This window comes from Nocardia noduli (assembly GCF_019038455.1).
Classification (GTDB): domain Bacteria; phylum Actinomycetota; class Actinomycetes; order Mycobacteriales; family Mycobacteriaceae; genus Nocardia; species Nocardia noduli.
Genome location: NZ_JAFMPL010000130.1, coordinates 1 through 19,451, shown reverse-complemented (window position 1 = coordinate 19,451; position 19,451 = coordinate 1). Strand labels below are relative to the sequence as shown.

At 67.2% G+C, this 19,451-nt stretch carries 17 protein-coding genes and 1 pseudogene; 10 read left to right on the top strand and 8 right to left on the bottom strand.

Going from position 1 to position 19,451, the window contains the following annotated elements; all coding sequences use genetic code 11:
- Together JZ792_RS36955 and leuA are read right to left on the bottom strand one after the other, a co-directional pair.
- Positions 1-532: pseudogene (locus tag JZ792_RS36955) on the bottom strand (hypothetical protein); the annotation flags it as partial.
- 292 nt (positions 533-824) lie between these two features.
- Positions 825-2,618 carry a 2-isopropylmalate synthase gene (gene leuA / locus JZ792_RS36950; RefSeq protein WP_216917545.1) on the bottom strand — a complete coding sequence of 598 codons (1,794 nt, stop codon included), beginning with the start codon at positions 2,616-2,618 and terminating at the stop codon, positions 825-827.
- A gap of 268 nt (positions 2,619-2,886) precedes the next feature.
- On the opposite strand from leuA, the gene JZ792_RS36945 reads away from it, so the two are divergent.
- The 4 genes from JZ792_RS36945 to JZ792_RS36930 all read left to right on the top strand — a co-directional run bounded on the left by JZ792_RS36945 (position 2,887) and on the right by JZ792_RS36930 (position 8,126).
- A complete protein-coding gene (locus JZ792_RS36945; RefSeq protein WP_216917544.1) occupies positions 2,887-3,654 on the top strand; it encodes a sulfite exporter TauE/SafE family protein in 768 nt (255 codons plus the stop codon).
- Positions 3,655-3,760: 106 nt separating this feature from the next.
- Positions 3,761-5,416, top strand: a complete 1,656-nt coding sequence (locus tag JZ792_RS36940) for an alpha/beta hydrolase (RefSeq protein WP_308165603.1) — start codon at positions 3,761-3,763, stop codon at positions 5,414-5,416.
- A gap of 108 nt (positions 5,417-5,524) precedes the next feature.
- The gene (locus tag JZ792_RS36935) at positions 5,525-7,147 is read left to right on the top strand and encodes a GMC oxidoreductase (RefSeq protein WP_216917543.1); all 1,623 of its coding nucleotides are present in this window, start codon (positions 5,525-5,527) and stop codon (positions 7,145-7,147) included.
- A gap of 130 nt (positions 7,148-7,277) precedes the next feature.
- A complete protein-coding gene (locus JZ792_RS36930) occupies positions 7,278-8,126 on the top strand; it encodes an ion transporter (RefSeq protein ID WP_216917542.1) in 849 nt (282 codons plus the stop codon).
- Between the two features lie 6 nt (positions 8,127-8,132).
- Here the strand turns inward: JZ792_RS36930 and JZ792_RS36925 are convergent, their stop codons facing one another.
- The 4 genes from JZ792_RS36925 to JZ792_RS36910 all read right to left on the bottom strand — a co-directional run bounded on the left by JZ792_RS36925 (position 8,133) and on the right by JZ792_RS36910 (position 10,875).
- On the bottom strand, positions 8,133-9,341 hold the full coding sequence (locus JZ792_RS36925) for a low temperature requirement protein A (protein WP_216917541.1): 1,209 nt from the start codon (positions 9,339-9,341) through the stop codon (positions 8,133-8,135).
- 76 nt (positions 9,342-9,417) lie between these two features.
- A complete protein-coding gene (locus JZ792_RS36920) occupies positions 9,418-9,873 on the bottom strand; it encodes an SRPBCC family protein (protein WP_216917540.1) in 456 nt (151 codons plus the stop codon).
- Positions 9,874-10,038: 165 nt separating this feature from the next.
- On the bottom strand, positions 10,039-10,230 hold the full coding sequence (locus JZ792_RS36915; RefSeq protein ID WP_216917539.1) for a DUF1918 domain-containing protein: 192 nt from the start codon (positions 10,228-10,230) through the stop codon (positions 10,039-10,041).
- 30 nt (positions 10,231-10,260) lie between these two features.
- Positions 10,261-10,875, bottom strand: a complete 615-nt coding sequence (locus tag JZ792_RS36910; RefSeq protein ID WP_308165602.1) for a TetR/AcrR family transcriptional regulator — start codon at positions 10,873-10,875, stop codon at positions 10,261-10,263.
- Between the two features lie 73 nt (positions 10,876-10,948).
- Here JZ792_RS36910 and JZ792_RS36905 point away from each other — a divergent pair, with 73 nt between their 5' ends.
- Positions 10,949-11,524, top strand: coding sequence for a dihydrofolate reductase family protein (locus JZ792_RS36905; protein ID WP_216917537.1), 576 nt, complete (start codon positions 10,949-10,951; stop codon positions 11,522-11,524).
- Between the two features lies 1 nt (position 11,525).
- Here JZ792_RS36905 and JZ792_RS36900 read toward each other — a convergent pair whose 3' ends face one another.
- Positions 11,526-11,936, bottom strand: coding sequence for a YjbQ family protein (locus JZ792_RS36900; protein ID WP_216917536.1), 411 nt, complete (start codon positions 11,934-11,936; stop codon positions 11,526-11,528).
- Between the two features lie 218 nt (positions 11,937-12,154).
- On the opposite strand from JZ792_RS36900, the gene JZ792_RS36895 reads away from it, so the two are divergent.
- From JZ792_RS36895 to JZ792_RS36885, 3 genes are read left to right on the top strand one after another with little or no spacing between them, the layout of a single operon-like run.
- On the top strand, positions 12,155-13,420 hold the full coding sequence (locus JZ792_RS36895; RefSeq protein WP_109522741.1) for an aspartate kinase: 1,266 nt from the start codon (positions 12,155-12,157) through the stop codon (positions 13,418-13,420).
- Positions 13,421-13,475: 55 nt separating this feature from the next.
- A complete protein-coding gene (locus tag JZ792_RS36890) occupies positions 13,476-14,510 on the top strand; it encodes an aspartate-semialdehyde dehydrogenase (RefSeq protein ID WP_216917535.1) in 1,035 nt (344 codons plus the stop codon).
- Positions 14,510-15,427, top strand: a complete 918-nt coding sequence (locus tag JZ792_RS36885; RefSeq protein ID WP_216917534.1) for an aminotransferase class IV — start codon at positions 14,510-14,512, stop codon at positions 15,425-15,427. Before JZ792_RS36890 ends, JZ792_RS36885 begins: the two co-directional genes overlap by 1 nt.
- Before the next feature lie 3 nt (positions 15,428-15,430).
- Here JZ792_RS36885 and JZ792_RS36880 read toward each other — a convergent pair whose 3' ends face one another.
- Positions 15,431-16,783, bottom strand: a complete 1,353-nt coding sequence (locus JZ792_RS36880; RefSeq protein WP_216917533.1) for a serine hydrolase domain-containing protein — start codon at positions 16,781-16,783, stop codon at positions 15,431-15,433.
- A 452-nt stretch (positions 16,784-17,235) separates the two neighbouring features.
- Here JZ792_RS36880 and JZ792_RS36875 point away from each other — a divergent pair, with 452 nt between their 5' ends.
- Entirely contained in the window at positions 17,236-18,546 is a 1,311-nt protein-coding gene (locus JZ792_RS36875) for an ATP-binding protein (protein WP_216917532.1), read from the top strand.
- On the top strand, positions 18,543-19,451 hold a 909-nt coding region (locus JZ792_RS36870; RefSeq protein WP_216917531.1), incomplete at its 3' end, for a tetratricopeptide repeat protein. The genes JZ792_RS36875 and JZ792_RS36870, both read left to right, overlap by 4 nt.

Below are 19,451 nucleotides of genomic sequence, written 5' to 3'. Positions count from 1 at the left end.
GGTACATCGGGGGCGGGGGCGGCTGCTGGGCCGGAGGAGGCGGCGGAGCCCAGCTGTAGATGGGCCCGCTCTGCTGTTCCGGTCCCGGACCGGCTTCGGGATACTGCTGCGGCCCGCGCGGATCGGAGCCCGGCTCCTGACGATATTCGCTGTACTGCGGACCCTGCTGGTGGATCGGGTGATTGCCGCTGTGCTGTTCCTGGCCGGGGCCGCCCTGATAGGGCGCCGACGGATACGGTCCGCCCTGGTACGGCGGCTGCGGGTAACCCTGCTCGGCCGGTGGCGCGAAACCTTCGCCCGCGCCGTAACTCTGGGGACCGCCCTGCGGCGCGTACGCGTTCTGGTCCGCGGGGCCGCTCGCATAGCCCGGGTACTGTTCCTCGGGCTGCGGCGCGGATTCGGCCTCCCGGTTCGGGGCCTCCGGTCGTTCCTGCCCGCGCTCGGCGGTGGATTCGGCGGCGGGTGTCTCGGGCGAATCGTCGTGCGCCGCGGTCCCGCTCGCGGAATCGCCGGTGACCTCGGCCGTATCCACCGAATGACTCTGCAGCCAGGGCGGCGAAGTCGGGTTGTGGTCGTTGTTTGTCACAGTTCCCCCATCTGCTCGGAAGCGAGCAGAGAGCTCGGCGCTTGAATGCGAATCCAACGCTAGCACGGGGTTCACGGCCCCGCGTCGCGGTCTTCCGGCGGACGCGCAGGTTGCCACGACTGTTCACCCGGTCGTGGTAATCGGCTGATTGTCGTTCTCCCCCAGCAGGTCAGAGGGCCGGACATCACCTCGCCCGCAGGCGTGACGTCCGGCCCTCGAGCCTACTCGGCCGCGGTGCTCAGCGGGCCCGGTTGACCGCGCAGACGACGGCGCGCAACGACGCGGTGGTGATGGAGGTGGCGATGCCGACGCCCCACACGACCTTGTCCCCGATGGCGCATTCGACGTAGGCCGCGGCCTGCGCGTCGTCACCGGCGGACATGGCGTGCTCGGAGTAGTCCAGCACCCGCACGTCGAAGCCGACGGTGGCGACGGCGTCGACGAACGCGGCCAGCGGTCCGTTGCCGGAACCGGTGATCTCCTGCTCGACGCCGTCGACCTTCACCACGGCGGTGATGGAGTCGACGCCGCCGTCGGTCTCGGAGGCGGTGACCTTCTGGCGGATCCGCTCCAGCGGCAGGATCGGGGTCAGGTACTCCTCGGAGAAGACGTCCCACATCTCCTTGGGCGTCACCTCGCCGCCCTCGCCGTCGGTGATCTTCTGGATCGCCTGGGAGAATTCGATCTGGAGCCTGCGCGGCAGTACCAGGCCGTGATCGGTTTTCATGATGTAGGCCACGCCGCCCTTGCCGGACTGCGAGTTGACCCGGATGACGGCCTCGTAGGTGCGCCCGACATCCTTGGGATCGATCGGCAGGTAGGGCACCTCCCACACGATGTCGTCGACATCGGCGTTCGCGGCGTCGGCGGTCGCCTTCATCGCGTCCAGGCCCTTGTTGATCGCGTCCTGGTGCGAACCGGAGAACGCCGTGTAGACCAGATCGCCGCCGTAGGGGTGGCGTTCGTGCACGGGCAGCTGGTTGCAGTATTCGACGGTGCGGCGGATCTCGTCGATATCGGAGAAGTTGATCTGCGGGTCGACACCGCGCGAGAACAGGTTCATGCCCAGGGTGACCAGGCAGACGTTGCCGGTGCGCTCACCGTTGCCGAACAGGCAGCCCTCGATGCGGTCGGCGCCGGCCTGGTAGCCCAGTTCGGCGGCGGCGACGGCGGTGCCACGGTCGTTGTGCGGATGCAGCGACAGCACGATCGACTCGCGGCGCGCCAGGTTGCGGCTCATCCACTCGATCGAATCGGCGTAGACATTCGGCGTCGCCATCTCGACGGTCGCGGGCAGATTGATGATCATCGGCTTCTCGGGCGTCGGCGCGATGATCGCGGTGACCGCGTCGCAGACGTCCTTGGCGTATTCCAGCTCGGTGCCCGTGTAGGACTCCGGGCTGTACTCGTAGCGCCAGTTGGTGTCCGGGTAACGCTTCTCCACTTCCAGGCACAGCGTGGCGGCGTCGGTGGCGATCTTCTTCACCGTGTCGCGGTCGGCGCGGAAGACGACCTTGCGTTGCAGGATCGAGGTGGAGTTGTAGAAGTGCACGATCACGTTGGTCGCGCCCGCGCACGCCTCGAAGGTGCGTTCGATCAGTTCGGCGCGACACTGGGTCAGCACCTGGATCGTCACGTCGTCGGGGATCGCGCCGTCTTCGATGATCTCGCGTACGAAATCGAAATCGGTCTGGCTGGCCGACGGGAAGCCGACCTCGATCTCCTTGTAACCCATCCGGACCAGCAGGTCGAACATGCGGCGCTTGCGGGCCGGGCTCATCGGATCGATCAGGGCCTGGTTGCCGTCGCGCAGGTCGACGGCGCACCAGCCGGGGGCGCGATCGATGATCTTGTCCGGCCAGGTACGGTCGGCAACGGCGATCGGCTCGACTTCCTCGGAGAACGGCCGGTACCGGAACGTCGGCATGGACGAGTTCTTCTGCGTGTTCCAGGCGGGCTGGTCGACGGGCGCGGCTTTCGACGGGGCCGAAATGGTGCGCGTGCCGGAAATGAAGGCGTCAGCGGGGGACATGCGATTTCTCCAGGGTGTGGTGGATCCCGTGTGGGTCGACCGGCGCGGCAAAACCCCGCGACGGAGAGCCGGTCTGATCAGACCCCGTCGCGGCGTTCGAGAAGAAGCGCCCGCAGCATGATGTCGGCCAGTTTACCGCGCCGCAATCAACGAGCCAACGCAGGTCCCCGTCGTCGGATCGTCCGCCGTGGGAGGTTAGCGTTTCGACGTCCGAACTGAACGCTCGTACGGGTACTCATCCGGCGGGACGTCGAAGGAACTGTTCACCATGACCTGGCTGGAAATGCTGGCCGTCCTCGCCGCCGGTATCGCGGCGGGCGGCATCAACACCATCGTCGGATCGGGAACGCTGATCACGTTCCCGGTACTGCTCGCCTTCGGGCTCCCGCCGGTCACCGCGAATGTGTCGAACACGATCGGACTCGTTCCCGGCTCGATCAGCGGTGTCATCGGATACCGCCGTGAGCTGGCGGGTCAGCGGGCCAGACTGCTCACACTCGGCACCGCGTCCCTGCTCGGCGGCATCACCGGCGCGGTGCTGCTGCTGACGCTTCCCGCGGACGCGTTCAAGGCCATCGTGCCGGTGCTGATCATCGCGGCGCTGATCCTGGTGATGGTGCAGCCGAGGCTGGCGCGCTGGGTGAAACAGCGGCGCGAGAGCGATGCCGGGCCCGCGCCGGAACACGGCGGGCCGATCCTGCTGGCCGCGGTCTACGCGACCGGTATCTACGGCGGCTATTTCGGAGCGGCCCAGGGCGTGCTGCTGATCGGGTTGCTCGGCGTCTTCGTGCACGAGGACATGCAGCGGCTCAACGGTGTGAAGAATGTGCTCGCGCTGATCGTCAACGCGGTATCGGCGGTGATCTTCATCGTGGTCGCCGACGTCGACTGGACCGCCGTCGCGCTGATCGCGGTCGGTTCGATCATCGGCGGGCAGCTCGGCGCTACGGTGGGCAGGCGCATGTCGCCGACCGTGCTGCGCGCGGTGATCGTCGTCGTCGGCACGATCGCGGTGATCCGGCTGCTCGCCTCGTGAGTCGCCGTACGGCGCTGTCCGGCCGACCGACGACACCGGGCGAAGGAGGATTCGGGGTTGAATTCGTCACCGAGGATGACGACCCGCGGCGCCGAGGTGTCCGACCGTGGTGACCCGCGTCGCCGGGGCGACCGTGGGTAGCCGGACCGCGCGTCGCTCGACCACGGCGCTCGTCGCGGCCCTGATCGCCGTCCTGCCCGCGGTGAGCGGATGTGGCCCGGTCGCCGGGCACGAGTCCGCGGTCGCCGAACTCGTCGCACAGGCCGACGCCGCCGCGACCCCGCGTCTGGACTGGGCCGCGTGCGCCGACCCGGATCTGACCCGCTACGACTGCGCGACCGCGACGGTGCCGCTCGACTACGCCAGGCCCGACGGCGCGACCATCGACCTCGCCGTCGTCCGGCAGCGGGCCACCGACCCGGACCGCGAGGTCGGGACCTTGTTCGCGGCGGCGGGTGGTCCCGGCGGATCCGGCCTCGACTGGGCGGCGAAGGGCACGATGTTCTCCGGCGAGGTGAGCCGTCGTTTCGACGTCGTCACCTTCGACCAGCGCGGCGTCGGTCGCAGCGCACCGGTCCGCTGTTTCACCAACGACGACGACCAGCGCGGATTCTGGACCGGTGCGACCATCCCGCCGGTCACCGTCGAACAGCAGGCCGCGACCGAGCGGGCGTCCAAGGATCTCGCGGCGGGTTGCGCCGCGCACAGCGCCGCGCTGCTGCCGCATCTGACCACCGTCGACGCCGCGCGGGATCTGGATCTGCTGCGCCGCGCGGTCGGCGAGTCCCAGTTGACCTATCAGGGCAGTTCGTACGCGAGTTATCTCGGCCAGGTGTACGGCGCGCTCTTCGGCGACCGCGTGCGCGCGTTGCAACTGAGTTCGATGATCGATCCGGACACCTACACGCGCGACACCACCGCGGCGATCCTCGATACCGCGACCGGCGCCGAGAACGTGCTGAACGAATTCCTGCGGTTGTGTGCCGCGAACCGCAGCGCGTGCGCCTTCGCCGAATCGCCGATATCGGCCGCGACCGGTTTCGCCGAGCGGTCGGCGTCGGGCTGGTCGAGCGCGGATCTGCGTCCGCGCTACGACGCGCTGCTCGACGCGCTGGCGAAGGGGCCCGTCTCGGTCGGGTCCGGTGACACCGCGGTGCGGGTGACCTACAGCGACGCCGTCCAGGCGCAGGCGTTGTTGCTGGACGACCAGGAGAAGGGCTGGCCCGCGCTGGGCGAACTGCTCACCGAACTCGAGCACGGGGCCTCGGGTGACGCGGGCGCGGTGCGCGCGATCCTGGCCGCGGGCGCCATCGACTTCGACTATCTCGACTCCTTCACCGCCATCTCCTGCGCGGACAACACCCTGCCCCGCCGGCCCGAGATCTGGCCGCAGCTGGCGGGCCGATTCGCCGCGACCGCGCCGACCTTCAGCGGTTTCTGGCTGTATCTGCGTCAGCCCTGCGCGGCGTGGCCCGCTCCCGCGACCGGATACCCGCAGCGCTACGCGGGCCCGTGGACGCTGAGTTCGGACAAACCGGCGCTGCTGATCAACAACCGTTTCGACCCCGCGACGCCGCTGCTGTTCGCGCAGCGCGCGCAGCAGGCGATGGTGAACGCCCGCCTGGTCGTGATCTCCGACGGCTACGGCCACGAACCGGCCGACGAATGCACCCGCCACCTTCGCGAGCGCTATCTGATCGACCTGCAACTCCCGGCTCCCGGCGCCACCTGTTCCGCCGATTCGGCACCGTTCGCCCGCTGATCGCGTGGTCACCGCCGTCGCGGCGTTCCTCGGCCGGAATCGGTGTGGTTTGTACGCCGAAATACCGGTAATCTGCGCCTCGGCCATGCGTGATGAGGGAGGTGGCCGGTGGATAGACGCGCCTTCTTTCGGGCGGCCGGCGCGGCGGCGCTGTTCGGAGTCGCGGGCGGTTCCGTGCTCGGTGCTCGCCCGGCGGCGGCGGATCCGCTCTGGTTCAACCTGTTCCGCGAGTGGGTTCCCGAGATCTTCGCGACGCTGCCCGATCCACCGGAGCATTCCCCGGCGATCGTGATCGGCTCCGGATTCGGGGCCTCGGTCACCGCGCTGCGGCTGGCGCAGTCCGGTGTCGCCACGACCGTGCTCGAACGCGGCTCGCAGTGGCCCAACGATCCGTGGCGCGAGATCTTCACCGGTGACGACCTACCCGACGGCCGCGGTTTCTGGCATCGCACCAGTTTCACCGGCGTCACCAAAGTGCCGATGCGGTTCGCCGGTTTCGGCGGTGTGCTCGACTGCACCTCCTACCCTGGCATCGATGTGTGGCGGGCCGCGGCGGTCGGCGGCGGTTCGGTGATCTTCACCGGCGCGATGGTCGCCCCGGAACGCCGGTTCTTCGATCACGTCTTCGGCGGCGTCGTCGACTACGGGGAACTCGACAGCGTCTACTACCCCCGGGTCAGGCAGATGTTGCGACTCGACCCGATTCCCGCCGATCTCTATGCCGCCCAACCCTTCACGCACTCCAGGGCGTGGGACGCGCAGGTGCGCAAGGCGGGATATCAACCGCTGCCCAACGATTCGATCTTCACCTGGGATGTGCTTCGCGCCGAACTCGCCGGTGCCTCCCGCGCGTCGGCCACGGTGGCCCGTAGCAATCTCGGCAATTCCAACGGCGCGAAATTCGACCTGAACCAGAACTACCTGCGATACGCCAGGGAGACCGGGAAGGCGGCGATCTTCCCCGGCCACCGCGTCGACAGCATCGCCCAGGAGTCCGGCGGACGTTTCACGGTGACGGTGACCAAACTGTCGCCCACCGGCGACCGGCTCGGCACTCGCACGCTGACCTGCGATCGCCTCTTCCTCGGCGCGGGTTCGATCGGCACCTCCGAACTGCTGGTACGCGCCCAGGCCACCGGCACGCTGCCGAATCTCAACGAGCACATCGGCGCGGGCTGGGGTACCAACGGTGACGTCGTGCTGGCCCGAGGCGCGAGCGCCGTCGGCGGTTTCGGTCAGGGCGTGCCGAGCGCGAGCCGCATCTTCGACGAGCGCACCGCGCCGGTGACGCTGGAGAACTGGTACATCCCCGGCATCCCCTTCGAGACCGGCGCGCTCGCCTCTCTCGGCATGGTGCTCGATTCCACCCGCACCCGACTCGGCTACGACCGGGCGTCGGATTCGGTCGGGCTGTCCTGGTCGGTACGCAATCGCGAGGAGACCACGGCGGTGGCCCGCGCGGTCGATCGCCGGGTCGCCGAGGCCTCGGACGCCCTCGTCGAATACAGCGCGCTCGGCTACGACGCCAACGCGATGTTCACCGCCCATCCGCTCGGCGGGGCGGTACTCGGCAAGGCCACCGACGGATACGGACGGGTGCACGGTCATCCCGGTCTCTACGTCATGGACGGCGCGGCGATCCCGGGCAGCACCGGCACGGTCAATCCGTCGCTCACCATCACCGCGCTCGCCGAACGCAATATCGAGGCCGTCATCCGGGAAGGCCGCTGAGTCCGTCGCGCCCCGCGGGCCGCTGACCGGATCCGCCGCGTGGACGGGTGGATATGGTGCGTGTACGCCGGTACGCGCCGCCGCAGCGGGCTACTCTCGGCTGACCGTTCGGCGTTGAAGGGATCCTCCAGTGGCAGCTTCTACCACCCCGTCGAATGTCGACGCGGCGTCGGATCCGGCCCGGCCCCCGGACAAGCGGCCCGGGTTGTGGACCGATCTGGTCATGCTGGCATTGGCTGTCGTCTCGCTCGTGCTGGTCGTCTGGGTCAGCTTCTTCACGGTGTCCGACACCGTCCACCACACGATCGTGGTGACCGACTGGGTCATCTGCGGGATCTTCGCCGCGGAATTCCTGTGGCGTTGGCGTCGCGCGGGCTGGCCGTGGACCTTCCCGTTCGTCTACTGGTACGAAGTGCTCGGCATGATCCCGGTGACCAGCCCGTTCTTCCGCGGTTTCCGGCTGCTGCGCATCGTGGTCATCGCGGTGCGGCTCGGGCGAGTGGCCGATCGTGCGCTCGGTGACCGGGTGACCGCGGCGGTGGTCAACCATTTCGTGAAAACCATCGTCGACGTGATCAAACGGCCGATGACGATGGCCGTACTCGACGAGGTGGCGCATGTGCTGCGCACCGGTCACTACACCCGCAATATCGCCGCCGCGTTGGAGGAGAACCGGTCGGAGATGGACGAGATGATCGTCGAACTCATCAAGAAGGATCCGGCCGCGGGCAAGGTCCGCTACATCCCCTTCCACGACGACATCATGCGACTGGTCGCCGACACCACCTTCCGCATCGTCTTCCAGGTACTGGCCGATCCGAGGACCGACGAACTGGTCTCGGACATGATCCGCGAGAACGTCGACCAGATCAGGACGGCGGTGCGCGACGGCGTGCGGGTCGAGCCGTCCTACTACGGCCACACCCCGCACGAGCGCAGGGTCAGGCACCTGCTCATGCAGCAGTCGAGCAACCCGTGATTCCGGTCAGTGCGCGCCGTGCCTGATCTCCTCGCGCGGCCGCGCGTAACGCTTTGTCTCCCAGACGATCAGCACCACGAGTACGGCGCACAGCAGGGTGAGCGAGGCCAGCGCCGGTAGCGCGCACGCGAGCGGTATCAGCGCGAGCAAGGCGACGGCGGCGACGACGCGCGGCACCGTGATCTGGCCTGTCGCATAGTGTTTGAAGCCCACCAGCGCGATCAGGTACAGCACGACGCCGCCGTAGAGCGCGAACAGCGGGATCCCGTACAGCGCGTCCTTCAGGGTGTGGTGCGAGGCGTCGCCGACGTAGTACAGCACCTTCTTGAGGCCGAGCGAGAGGCCGATGATGCCCACGATCATCGGGAAATGCCAATAGGTGTAGCAGTTGCGGGCGATCTTGATCTGACGCTGACCTGTGGCGTGCTTCAGTTCGTGTTCCACCGCGAGCGCGGCGACGTCGAAATAGGCCCACCACAGCAGTCCGGCGACCGCGAGGCCGAGCAACGATCCGACGGCGATCGGCCAGGAGATCGGCAGCCCGGCGACCCCGATACCGATGGACACGATGGATTCGCCCAACGCGACGATGATGATGAGTCCGTAGCGCTCGGCGAAATGACCGGCGGAATTCACCCGCCAGTCCTCGCCGGCCAGGATCGTCCACAGCATGTCGCCCGCGATCGCGGCGATCCACAGCGCGATCTGCACGCGCCCCTCGGTCATCGCGGCGATCACGAGCAGGGTGGTGCCGATGGTGATGGAACCGAGCGCCCACCGGGTGACCTGACCGCGCAACTGGGAGTCCTCGGCGCTGGCGAAGTAGAAGACTCCGACGTGGATCATGCGGGTCACCAGATAGGCGATCGCGAACACCAGCGGACCGAACCAGCCGCCGGGCAGATCGTGGAAGGCCTCGGGGATCGTGATGGCCGCGATCAGGCCGCCGCCCATCGCCGCGAACATCGCGACCCGGGTGAGACCCTCGTCCGCCTTGACCACATTGCCCAGCCACGAATACGCGATCCACACCCACCACATGACCGCGAGCACCAGTACGGCGCGCAGCATGTTCTTGGCCGTGGTCTCCTCGGCGGCGAGATCGGTGACCATCGTGAACGCGAAGACGATGACGAGATCGAAGAAGAGCTCGAGCTGGGTGACCGAGCCGTCCTCGGCTTGCGATTGGAACCGAATCCTCTTGCTACCGATCATGGTGCATATCGTCGCATCCGGGGACCGGGTCGGCGACCGAGGTTTTCCCTCGGCGAAATCGTCGGGACGATTCCGGTCACATCATCCGGTAGTCCCTGGGCTCGGGGTACGCCTCGGCGAATTCGATGAAATTCTGGACCACGGTCTCGTGCCACCGCTGGACCGTGCGCTTCATCAGCAGCCCCGGCAGCGGAATCCGCGAATGCACGGTGACGTGGTACCAGACCTTGGTTCCGGCAGGGCCGGGCGCGACCTGGAACCAGCCGTCGCCGCCGATACCGCGCGAACTGTCGACCACCTGCCAGGCGCAGCGCGATTCGGTCCACTCGTATTCGAGGACCTGGAGATCGGAACTTCCCATCACGTCGGCGGTGACGTAGACCCGGTGCGGTCGGCCCTGCTCGTCGCGGGTCGCCACGCGCGCGTCGTGATAGGTGGACCACTCGGGGAACATCTCGGTGGCCGCCAGGACCTCTAGAACCTGTGCCGGGGTGATGTCGACGACAAAGTGAATGTCGATTTTCGTGCGCATGCCATACCTCCACCCCCCGGCGGATCAACTCGGCCGATTCTGCACAGCCGTCTTCACATCCGTCAACCTGGCTATTCGGTTCGGGTATGGCTCTACCGGCGGGTTGTGATGTCGCCCGAAGTGCGCCGGGACAGAGAACGGCGCCACCACCGGGGGCACATGCCGTCAGTCGGCGGTAGCCGACTCGACGATCGCGTCGGGGCCGGGATACATCAGTGACTCGTGTCCGTCGTCGAATCGCACCACATACGGCGGTGATCCGCCCCTGCCGCGCACCTCGATGATCTCGCCCTGGTGGTCACGTTGTCCGACCACGTGCCCGTGCACGTGGAGCCGGTCTCCGACATTCGCCATCATCACCCCATTATCGACCGTGAGTGACGCGGGTCACAACCCGTTCGACCTGCTGTGATGTGGCTCGTCTTTCGAATCGGGGCCGACGAGTCGGTGCACCGCGTCCTCGATCAGGCTCGCGCCCTGTTCCTCGGTGAACAGTCCGGGCAGGGTGAGACGGTCCAGGATCAGCCAGTTCAGCGCCAGGTAGAGCAGACGCACCGACTGCTCGTCACCGGGCATCCCGGCGTCGAGATGGTTGCGCACATTGAATTCCAGGTCGGCGCGGACCCGTTCGGTCAGCACCTCGCGCAGCGCCGGTCGCCGGGTGGCCTCCAGGCGCAGTTCCAGCAGTGCGAGGTAACCGGTGCTGAACGCTTCGATCCGTCCGACCACCTCGGTCATGAGTTCGGTGATGTTCGCCCGGGTCTTCGGCCCTTCGGTCACCTTCGCCATGACTTCCGGGCTCGGCTGCAATCGCTCGTAGAACCGCGCGCCCGCCTGGGTGAGCAGGTCGTCGCGGTTGGCGAAGTAGTTGGACGCGGTCCCGGCGGGGACGCCCGCCTCCTTGTCCACCGCGCGGAAGGTGAGCCCGCGCGCGCCCTGGGCGGCCAGTACCTCGATCGCCGCATCGATCAGTGCCCGCCGTCGTTCCGGGTTGGTCCGCACTTGACACCACTCCATCTGTAGTACTACCTTCAAACCACTTCAGATAGAGTACAACAGGTTGGGTGGTATCCGAATGCGAAAACTCGTCTACTACGTGGGTGTCTCGCTCGACGGCTACATCGCCGGTCCGGGCGGCGAATACGATTTCTATCCCCTGGACGCCGAGATGGGCGCGTGGACCAACGCGGAATATCCCGAATTCGTCCCCACCCATCTGCGCGGCCACGTCGGCATGGCCGTCGACCAGCCGAACCGGCACTGCGACACGGTCCTCATGGGCCGCGGCACCTACGAGCCCGCGCTGTCGGCGGGAGTGACCGGTCCGTACAGCCATATGAAGCAGTACGTCGTGTCCGGCACGCTCGGGCGGATCGATGATCCATCCGTCGAACTGATCGAATCCGACCCGCTCGGCCTCGTGCGCGGACTGAAGAAAGAGGACGGCCTCGATATCTGGCTCTGCGGCGGCGGTGTGCTCGCCGGGCAACTGCTCACCGAAATCGACGAGCTGATCATCAAGAGCTATCCCGTGGTGGCGGGCAGCGGGATATCGGCCTTCTCCGGGACCTTCGACCCCACGCTGTTCACGCCGACACGGCGCGAAGAATTCGGCAACGGCGCCCAGGTGACCTGGTTCACCAGATCCTGAGTCAGCCCGCGTCGGTGAGGAAGGACAGGCGCACCTGGCGGTCGGGGTTGTCGACATTGAGGTCGACCAGCGCGATGGACTGCCAGGTGCCCAGCGCCAGCCGGCCCGTGAGCACGGGCACGGTGGCGTAGGGCGGGATCAGCGCGGGCATCACGTGCGAGCGGCCGTGGCCGCGCGCACCGTGCGCGTGCCGCCAGCGATCGTCGGCGGGCAGCAGATCGCCGAGGGCGGCCAGCAGATCGTCGTCACTGCCCGCGCCGAGTTCGATGATCGCGATACCGGCCGTCGCGTGCGGGACGAAGATGTTCAGCAGTCCGTCACCCGCCCCGTCGACGAACGCCGCGCACTGCGGCGTGAGGTCGAAGACGACTTCCGAACCTCCGGTCCGCACATTCAGCACCGTGCTCTTCATAACAGCATTCTCCTCGACTCCGGTCCGCGTCGGTGTCACGCCGCGGGCTTTCAGAACATGAAGTACCAGTGCGTCTTTGCGATATCGAGGGTCGGAAAAGACCCGGTCGCGACGGGCGCGACGGGGGCGGCCCGAGAGGTAGGCACAGATTCGCGAGGCTTCTGCCGGTAGTCTGAACAGCTGTCAGCAGCTGATCGTCGATCGTGGAGGACCCTGTCGTGGCTCTCGTTGTTCAGAAGTACGGAGGATCCTCGGTGGCTACCGCCGAGCGTATCCGGCGCGTCGCTGAACGGATCGTCGAAACGAAGAAGCAGGGCCACGACGTGGTGGTCGTCTGCTCCGCGATGGGTGACACCACCGACGAACTCCTGGATCTGGCGCAGCAGGTCGCCCCGTCGCCGCCCGCCCGCGAGATGGACATGTTGCTCACCTCCGGTGAGCGCATCTCCAACGCGCTGGTGGCCATGGCCATCCACTCGCTCGGCGCGGAGGCCCGCTCGTTCACCGGTTCGCAGGCGGGTGTCATCACCACCGGCGCGCACGGTAACGCGAAGATCATCGACGTCACCCCGAGTAGGTTGCGCTCGGCCCTCGACGAGGGCCTGGTCGTCCTCGTCGCCGGTTTCCAGGGTGTCAGCCAGGACAGCAAGGACGTCACCACACTCGGGCGAGGTGGTTCCGACACCACCGCGGTGGCGCTGGCCGCCGCGCTGGAAGCCGATGTGTGCGAGATCTACACCGACGTGGACGGCGTCTACACCGCGGACCCGAGGATCGTGCCGGACGCGCAGCGGCTCGACCAGGTCTCCTACGAGGAGATGCTGGAACTGGCCGCCTGCGGCGCGAAGGTCCTGATGCTGCGGTGCGTCGAGTACGCCCGCCGCTACAACGTGCCCGTCCATGTGCGCTCGTCCTACACCGACAAGCCGGGCACCTACGTTTACGGATCGATGGAGGACATCCCCTTGGAGCAAGCAATCCTCACCGGCGTCGCGCACGACCGCAGCGAGGCCAAGGTGACCGTGGTCGGACTGCCGGACGAACCGGGCTACGCCGCCAAGGTGTTCCGTGCCGTCGCCGACGTCGAAGTCAATATCGATATGGTCCTACAGAACATCTCGAAGGTGGAGACCGGCAAGACCGACATCACCTTCACCCTGCCCAAGACCGACGGCGCGCGCGCCGTCGAGATGCTCACCGCGCGCCAGGAGGAGATCGGTTTCTCCCAGGTGCTCTACGACGACCACATCGGCAAGGTGTCACTCGTCGGCGCGGGCATGAAGAGCCATCCCGGCGTCACGGCCACCTTCTGCGAGGCACTGGCCGAGGCCGGGGTCAATATCGACCTCATCTCCACCTCCGAGATCCGGATCTCGGTGCTGGTCAAGGACACTGAGCTGGACGAAGCGGTGAAGGTGCTGCACAAGGCGTTCGATCTCGGCGGCGACGAGGTCGCCGTCGTGCACGCCGGAACCGGCCGCTGAGCGGCGCGACACCGCGCCGCGTACCTCGACCGATCGCGTCGGAAGGACTTCAGTCATGGGCATTCGGGTAGGCGTCGTCGGCGCGACCGGTCAGGTCGGCGCCGTGATGCGCAAACTCCTCGAGGAACGGAATTTCCCGGCCGACGAGGTGCGTTTCTTCGCGTCCTCGCGCTCGGCCGGTAAGACGCTGCCGTGGCGCGGTGGCGAGATCGTGGTCGAGGACACCGAGACCGCCGATCCGTCGGGTCTCGATATCGCGCTGTTCTCGGCGGGCGCCACCATGTCCCGGGTGCAGGCGCCGCGTTTCGCGGCGGCGGGCGTCACGGTGATCGACAACTCCTCGGCCTGGCGCAAGGACCCCGATGTCCCGCTGGTCGTCAGCGAGGTCAACCCCGAGCAGACCCGCAATCTGGTCAAGGGCATCATCGCCAACCCGAACTGCACCACCATGGCGGCCATGCCGGTGCTCAAGCCGCTGCACGACGCGGCCGGGCTGCGCCGACTGATCGTGTCGAGCTACCAGGCGGTCTCCGGCAGCGGTCTGGCCGGTGTCGAAGAACTCGCCACCCAGGTGCGCGCCGTGATCGACGACGCCGAGAAACTGGTGCACGACGGTGGCGCGGTGTCCTTCCCCGCGCCGAACAAATACGTCGCGCCGATCGCCTTCGACGTCATCCCGCTGGCCGGGGCGATCGTCGACGACGGCAGTTTCGAGACCGATGAAGATCAGAAGCTGCGCAACGAGAGCCGCAAGATCCTCGGCCTGCCCGACCTGCTGGTGAGCGGCACCTGCGTCCGCGTCCCGGTCTTCACCGGGCACTCGCTGTCGATCAACGCCGAATTCGACGAACCACTGTCGGTCGAACGCGCCACCCAGATCCTCGCCGCCGCCCCCGGAGTCCGGCTCGTCGACGTCCCGACCCCCTTGCAGGCCGCGGGCGGCGACGAATCCCTCGTCGGCCGAATTCGCCACGACCCCGGCGCCCCCGACGGTCGCGGCATCGCCCTGTTCGTCTCGGGTGACAACCTGCGAAAAGGCGCCGCGCTCAACACCATCCAGATCGCCGAAGTACTTCTCGCCGAACGCTGATGGCGAACCCTTACTCCGAGGTGTATCTCGGTGACCGGCTCGTTCCCGCCGAGGACGCGCACGTCGGTATCGCCACGTCGGCGGTGCTGTACGGCCTGAGCGTGTACACGGTATTTCCCGTGCATCCCGAGGGTTCGGCGTACACGGCGTTCCGCCTCGACGATCATTTCCGGCGTCTGGAGGAATCCTGCAAGATCATCGGGATCGATCGGTTCGCGGTGGAATGGGATTTCGCGCGGTTCCGGTCGGCGGTCATCGAATTGATCGCCGCCAACGCTCCCGCCGATGATGTCTTCGTCCGCGCGACGGTGCACGTCGTGGCATCGATTCCCGGTACCAGGGTGCGCGGATGCGAGATCCAGGTGAGCATGTTCGTCTACGACGCGGTGCCGATCGTGCCGCAGGACGGTATGCGGCTCAAATCCAGTCCGTGGCGTCGGATTCCGGACAACGCCATTCCGTCGCGCGCGAAGGTCAACGGCGCGTACGTGAATTCGGTGCTCGCCAAACAGGACGCCATCGACAGCGGTTACGACGATTGTGTCTTCCTGGACGGCAACGGGCACGTGTGTGAGCTCAGCGCGGCCAACATCTTCCTGGTGCGCGGCGGCACGCTGATCACCCCCGACGTCTCCTGCGACATTCTCGACGGCATCAACCGGCGTACCGTTCTCACGCTCGCGGTGGAGGACGGCATTCCCGTCGTCGAACGCGGTGTCGATCTGACCGAGTTGTACATCGCCGACGAGATTTTCGTCACCGGCACGTCGGCGGGCGCCGCGCCGGTGCTGGAGGTGGACGGTCGCGTCATCGGCAGCGGTGCGCCGGGCCCGATATCCCAGGCCGTCCGCAAACGTCACGCGGCGGCCCTGCGCACCGACGACGTGCACGGCTGGGTCACCCGGCTGCTCCGATAGCTGTCAGCGGATGCCCGGTGTGCGTGGGTCGGGGCCGAGGCAGGCCAGTATCGCGCAACCGGGCGGTGCGTCGGTGAACGGCGCGGCCAGCGGGGAGTTCAGGCACGCGAACACATCGCAGCCCGGATAGGAGAACGGGCCGACGCCGAAGACGGCGAGCAGGAAATTCGAGTCGACCAGTCGTCCCGGATCCAGGCGCAGCGGCGGTTCGACGAACGGTCCGGGATCGGGAACCGGATTGTCGACCAGGGCGTCGAAGAGTCTGCGGAAGAATTCGTGCGGCAATTCGGCGGTGTTCTGGACGACCCCGGAAATGCCCTGGCTGCTGACATTGCCGAAGACGCCGGTCCACATGACCATGAGGTCCAGGCTGGGGATCACGAAGATGTTCTGCATTCCCAATCCGGCCGTCGAGAAAATATCGCGGGGCAGGAATGCCGCGAACTCGGCGCAGCCGGGGCCGATCCAGAACAGATAGCCGTAGCAACTGTTGGTCGCGGAGGGCGAGCGCGCTTTCCGGAGGTATTCCTCCGAGAGGATCTGCCGCGCGCCCCACCGGCCGTCGTTGCTCAGCAGCAGACCGAGTTTGGCGAAATCGTCGGGCGGGATCATCAGGTGCGCGTAGCCGTAGGTGTGGCCCGCGCGGTCGCGCGCCCAGTAGTAATCGGTGCGGGCGATACCGAGTGGATCGAACAGTTCACGCTGCGTGAACTGCTGTAATGGTTCGCCGATCGCCGATTCCAGGACGTAGGCCAGCAGGTCGACATTGCGCTGGCTGTAGCTGAACGCGGTGCCGGGGGGAGTGTCGAGCGGCACCCCGAGCGCCTGCACCGCGCTGTTGGGGTCGATCGGGATGACGCCGGTGAGACCTTCGGTGAGCACACCGACTTTCATCCCGGAGGTTTCGGTGAGCAGATTCTCCACGGTGATCGAACGGTGCGCCGCGCCGCCGAGGCCCGCGGGCAGATAGCGGTCGATCGGCGCTTCCAGGTCGATCAGGTCACGGTCCCACGCCATTCCGACCAGGATCGACACCACACTCTTGGTGGAACTCCAGATATTCCACGCGATGTTATCGGTCACCGCGTTGTTCGGGCCCTCGCCGACCAGGCAGTTGTGCCGAAAGACCTGTACGTTGAGCCTATTTCGCGTACCCGTGAATCGCAATGCCGCGTCCAACCGTGCGGAGTCGAATCCGACCTCCTCGGGTGCGGCCCGCTCCGGTTCCCGGTCCGACCGCACCGCACACGAGATTTCGCCCCCGACGGGGTCGGCCTGCGCGACGGCGGTGACGGCACTCCCCACGACCAGCGCTGCCGCGGTGAGCGCGGCGAGCGAACCACGGATACGCCCCATGTCGGAAGGCTATCGCTCCGAGCGGTCGCGCACCGGCCAATGGCCGAGGTCGTCGCGCCGATCGGAAGCGGTGGTCTGCGTGTGAGTCGAGTCCGGTCACCACCGGATCGACGGTTCCGAGACACGGCCCGCGCATTCGGCGCGAACGGCGACCGATGCCGCCGATACGCGAAACGCCGCCGGATCCGAAGATCCGGCGGCGTCCGATCGTCGAACGTCACTTCGACGTCACGACCTGCGTCGACGTCCCACAAGCGCCTCTCGGCGGGTGGTCGCTCGTAGCGACAATGGGGTGAGGCCCGGGGCTGTCCGAACGTCGACAGTCAGCTACAACGAGTGCCCCGGTGAATGTATTCCTGGCGAACAGATGTGACCTGCGCCATGGACGGCATACCGGCCGCAAACGTCTACGATCTAGGTGGATTTCGCGTATTCGAAAAACGGGGGCTGTTGTGATCGACGATCCGGTGCTGACCGAAATGCTCGCGGCGCTGCAACGGAGTCCCGAGGTGCTCGCACTGCGGGTGCGGGTCATCGAGTTGTTCGCCGAACGCGGTCGCTACGCCGAGGCGCTCGGGCAGTGTGGCGCGGCACTGACCCAGGAACCCGGCAACCCGAGAGTTCTGCAACTGCTCCAGCAGTGCACGACCGCGCTGGGTGCGTCCGGGGGAGTCGCGCCGAATCCGGCCGATGTCACTCCACCCGCGTCCGGTCCGGCTGTGTCGAACCCGGCAGCTCCGAATCCCGAAGCCCCCGAGCCCGATCCGAGTATCGCCCCCGCGAACGGATACGACTGGGCCGCCGCCGAGGACCAGGTCTCCGATATCGTCGCGCCCGCCTTCGTCGATCAGGGTCCGGGCGAATACGCCGCCGACGGCGACGCCGGGCTGTTCGAGAAATCGCGGGTGACGCTGGCCGAGGTCGGGGGTATGGACGAGGTGAAACGTCAGCTCGACCTGACCCTGCTCGGACCGTTGCGGAATCCGGAGCTGGCCAAGGCATTCGGCACGTCGGCGCGCGGCGGCCTGCTGCTCTACGGTCCGCCCGGTTGCGGCAAGACCTTCATCGCCTCCGCGATCGCCGGTGAGCTCGGCGCGAATTTCTATCCGATCGAGATCGCCGACATCCTGGATATCTACATCGGCGCCAGCGAACGCAATCTGCACAATGTCTTCGAGGTGGCGCGGCGCAACGCCCCGTGTGTGCTGTTCCTGGACGAAATCGACGCGCTCGGGCACAAACGCAGTCAGATGTCGGGTTCGGCCACCATGCGCACCGTGGTGAATCAGCTGCTCAACGAGATGGATTCGGTCGGCAACGTCAACGACGGCGTGTATGTCCTCGGCGCGACCAACCATCCGTGGGATGTCGATGTCGCGCTGCGCCGTCCGGGCCGGTTCGATCGCATGATCCTGGTCGCGCTCCCCGATCCCGCCGCGCGCCGATCGATCCTGCACTACCACCTGCGCGACCGGCCGGTCGCCGGTATCGACCTCGGTGCGATAGTCCAGCTCACCGAGGGTTTCTCGGGGGCCGATCTGGCACATGTCTGCACGTCGGCCACCCAGTTGGCGATGGCGGAATCCATCAAGAGCGGTGAGGTCAGGCCGGTCACGATGGCTGATATGCATTCGGCGTTGTCGGGGATCAAGCCGAGTGCGGGCGCGTGGTTCGAATCCGCCCGCAATGTCGTGGAATTCGCCAACGGCGACGGCAGCTACGACGATTTGGCGATGTATATGAAGCGAATGAAATTGCGGTGAATCCGCAGGTCGAAAAAGCCAGGGTGCTGATCGGCCTGAAGCGGCCGGAAGCCGCGCGGGCGCTGCTGTCCACGGTGCTGGCCGGCGAGCCGGACCACGCGGAGGCGCACGCGCACCTGGCGAATTCGTGGTACGCCACCGGCGACTACGACAGGGCCCTGGACTGCGCCGAAGCCGCGCTCCGGAACGCGCCCGCCTACGAGTTCGCCTGGCGTATCAAGGCATTGGCCGAATCGCAGCTGGCCGGTACCGCCGCCGCCGGTGACGAGGCGAGCGAACGGAGCGCGCGGGCGCGGGCGGCGGCGTTGCGTTGTGTGCGGCTCGATCCCGAGAGTTCGGAGAATCAACGCATTCTGGCGATGGTGACGATGGACGTCGACCTGGCCGCCGCGCTGGAAATCATCACCCACGCCATCGAATTGGATCCGGAGAACGCGGATCTGTATGTCCTGCGCGGATATATGCTCCGCCAGTTCACCGGTGCGGTCGCGCTCGCCGAGGCCGAGCGCGTGTTGCACGAAGCCCTGCGGCTCGATCCGGACAATGCCGACGCGCTGTACGAACTCGCCTCGGTCGATCTCGCCGCCGGTCGCCGTGACTCGGCGATGCGCAGGCTGCGCCAGGTCGCCGAATGGGATCCGTCGCGGGCGGCCGCGGTGCGGGTCGGGCTCGCCATGATCGAGAACGATATGGCCGAGCTTGCCGCGGCGGAACATTCGGCGGCGCGGGACGCGGCGCGCACGCACACCGAGCCGCGTAGATCGTCGCTTCGGCGGCCGGTGGTCCTGGTGCTCGTGGCCTTGGCGGTGGTCGGCAATATCGTGTCCGGGGTCATCCTGTCCGAAGGTGACGGTTCGGATTCCGACGGGCCGAAACCCACGCGCGTATCGCCCACCCCGCACCGT

Excerpts from the sequence above, each read along its gene's own strand:
- leuA (WP_216917545.1), bottom strand. The coding sequence starts at position 2,618 with ATGTCCCCCGCTGACGCCTTCATTTCCGGCACGCGCACCATTTCGGCC.
- JZ792_RS36945 (WP_216917544.1), top strand. The coding sequence starts at position 2,887 with ATGACCTGGCTGGAAATGCTGGCCGTCCTCGCCGCCGGTATCGCGGCG.
- JZ792_RS36925 (WP_216917541.1), bottom strand. The coding sequence starts at position 9,341 with ATGATCGGTAGCAAGAGGATTCGGTTCCAATCGCAAGCCGAGGACGGC.
- JZ792_RS36920 (WP_216917540.1), bottom strand. The coding sequence starts at position 9,873 with ATGCGCACGAAAATCGACATTCACTTTGTCGTCGACATCACCCCGGCA.
- JZ792_RS36915 (WP_216917539.1), bottom strand. The coding sequence starts at position 10,230 with ATGATGGCGAATGTCGGAGACCGGCTCCACGTGCACGGGCACGTGGTC.
- JZ792_RS36905 (WP_216917537.1), top strand. The coding sequence starts at position 10,949 with ATGCGAAAACTCGTCTACTACGTGGGTGTCTCGCTCGACGGCTACATC.
- JZ792_RS36900 (WP_216917536.1), bottom strand. The coding sequence starts at position 11,936 with ATGAAGAGCACGGTGCTGAATGTGCGGACCGGAGGTTCGGAAGTCGTC.
- JZ792_RS36890 (WP_216917535.1), top strand. The coding sequence starts at position 13,476 with ATGGGCATTCGGGTAGGCGTCGTCGGCGCGACCGGTCAGGTCGGCGCC.
- JZ792_RS36885 (WP_216917534.1), top strand. The coding sequence starts at position 14,510 with ATGGCGAACCCTTACTCCGAGGTGTATCTCGGTGACCGGCTCGTTCCC.
- JZ792_RS36880 (WP_216917533.1), bottom strand. The coding sequence starts at position 16,783 with ATGGGGCGTATCCGTGGTTCGCTCGCCGCGCTCACCGCGGCAGCGCTG.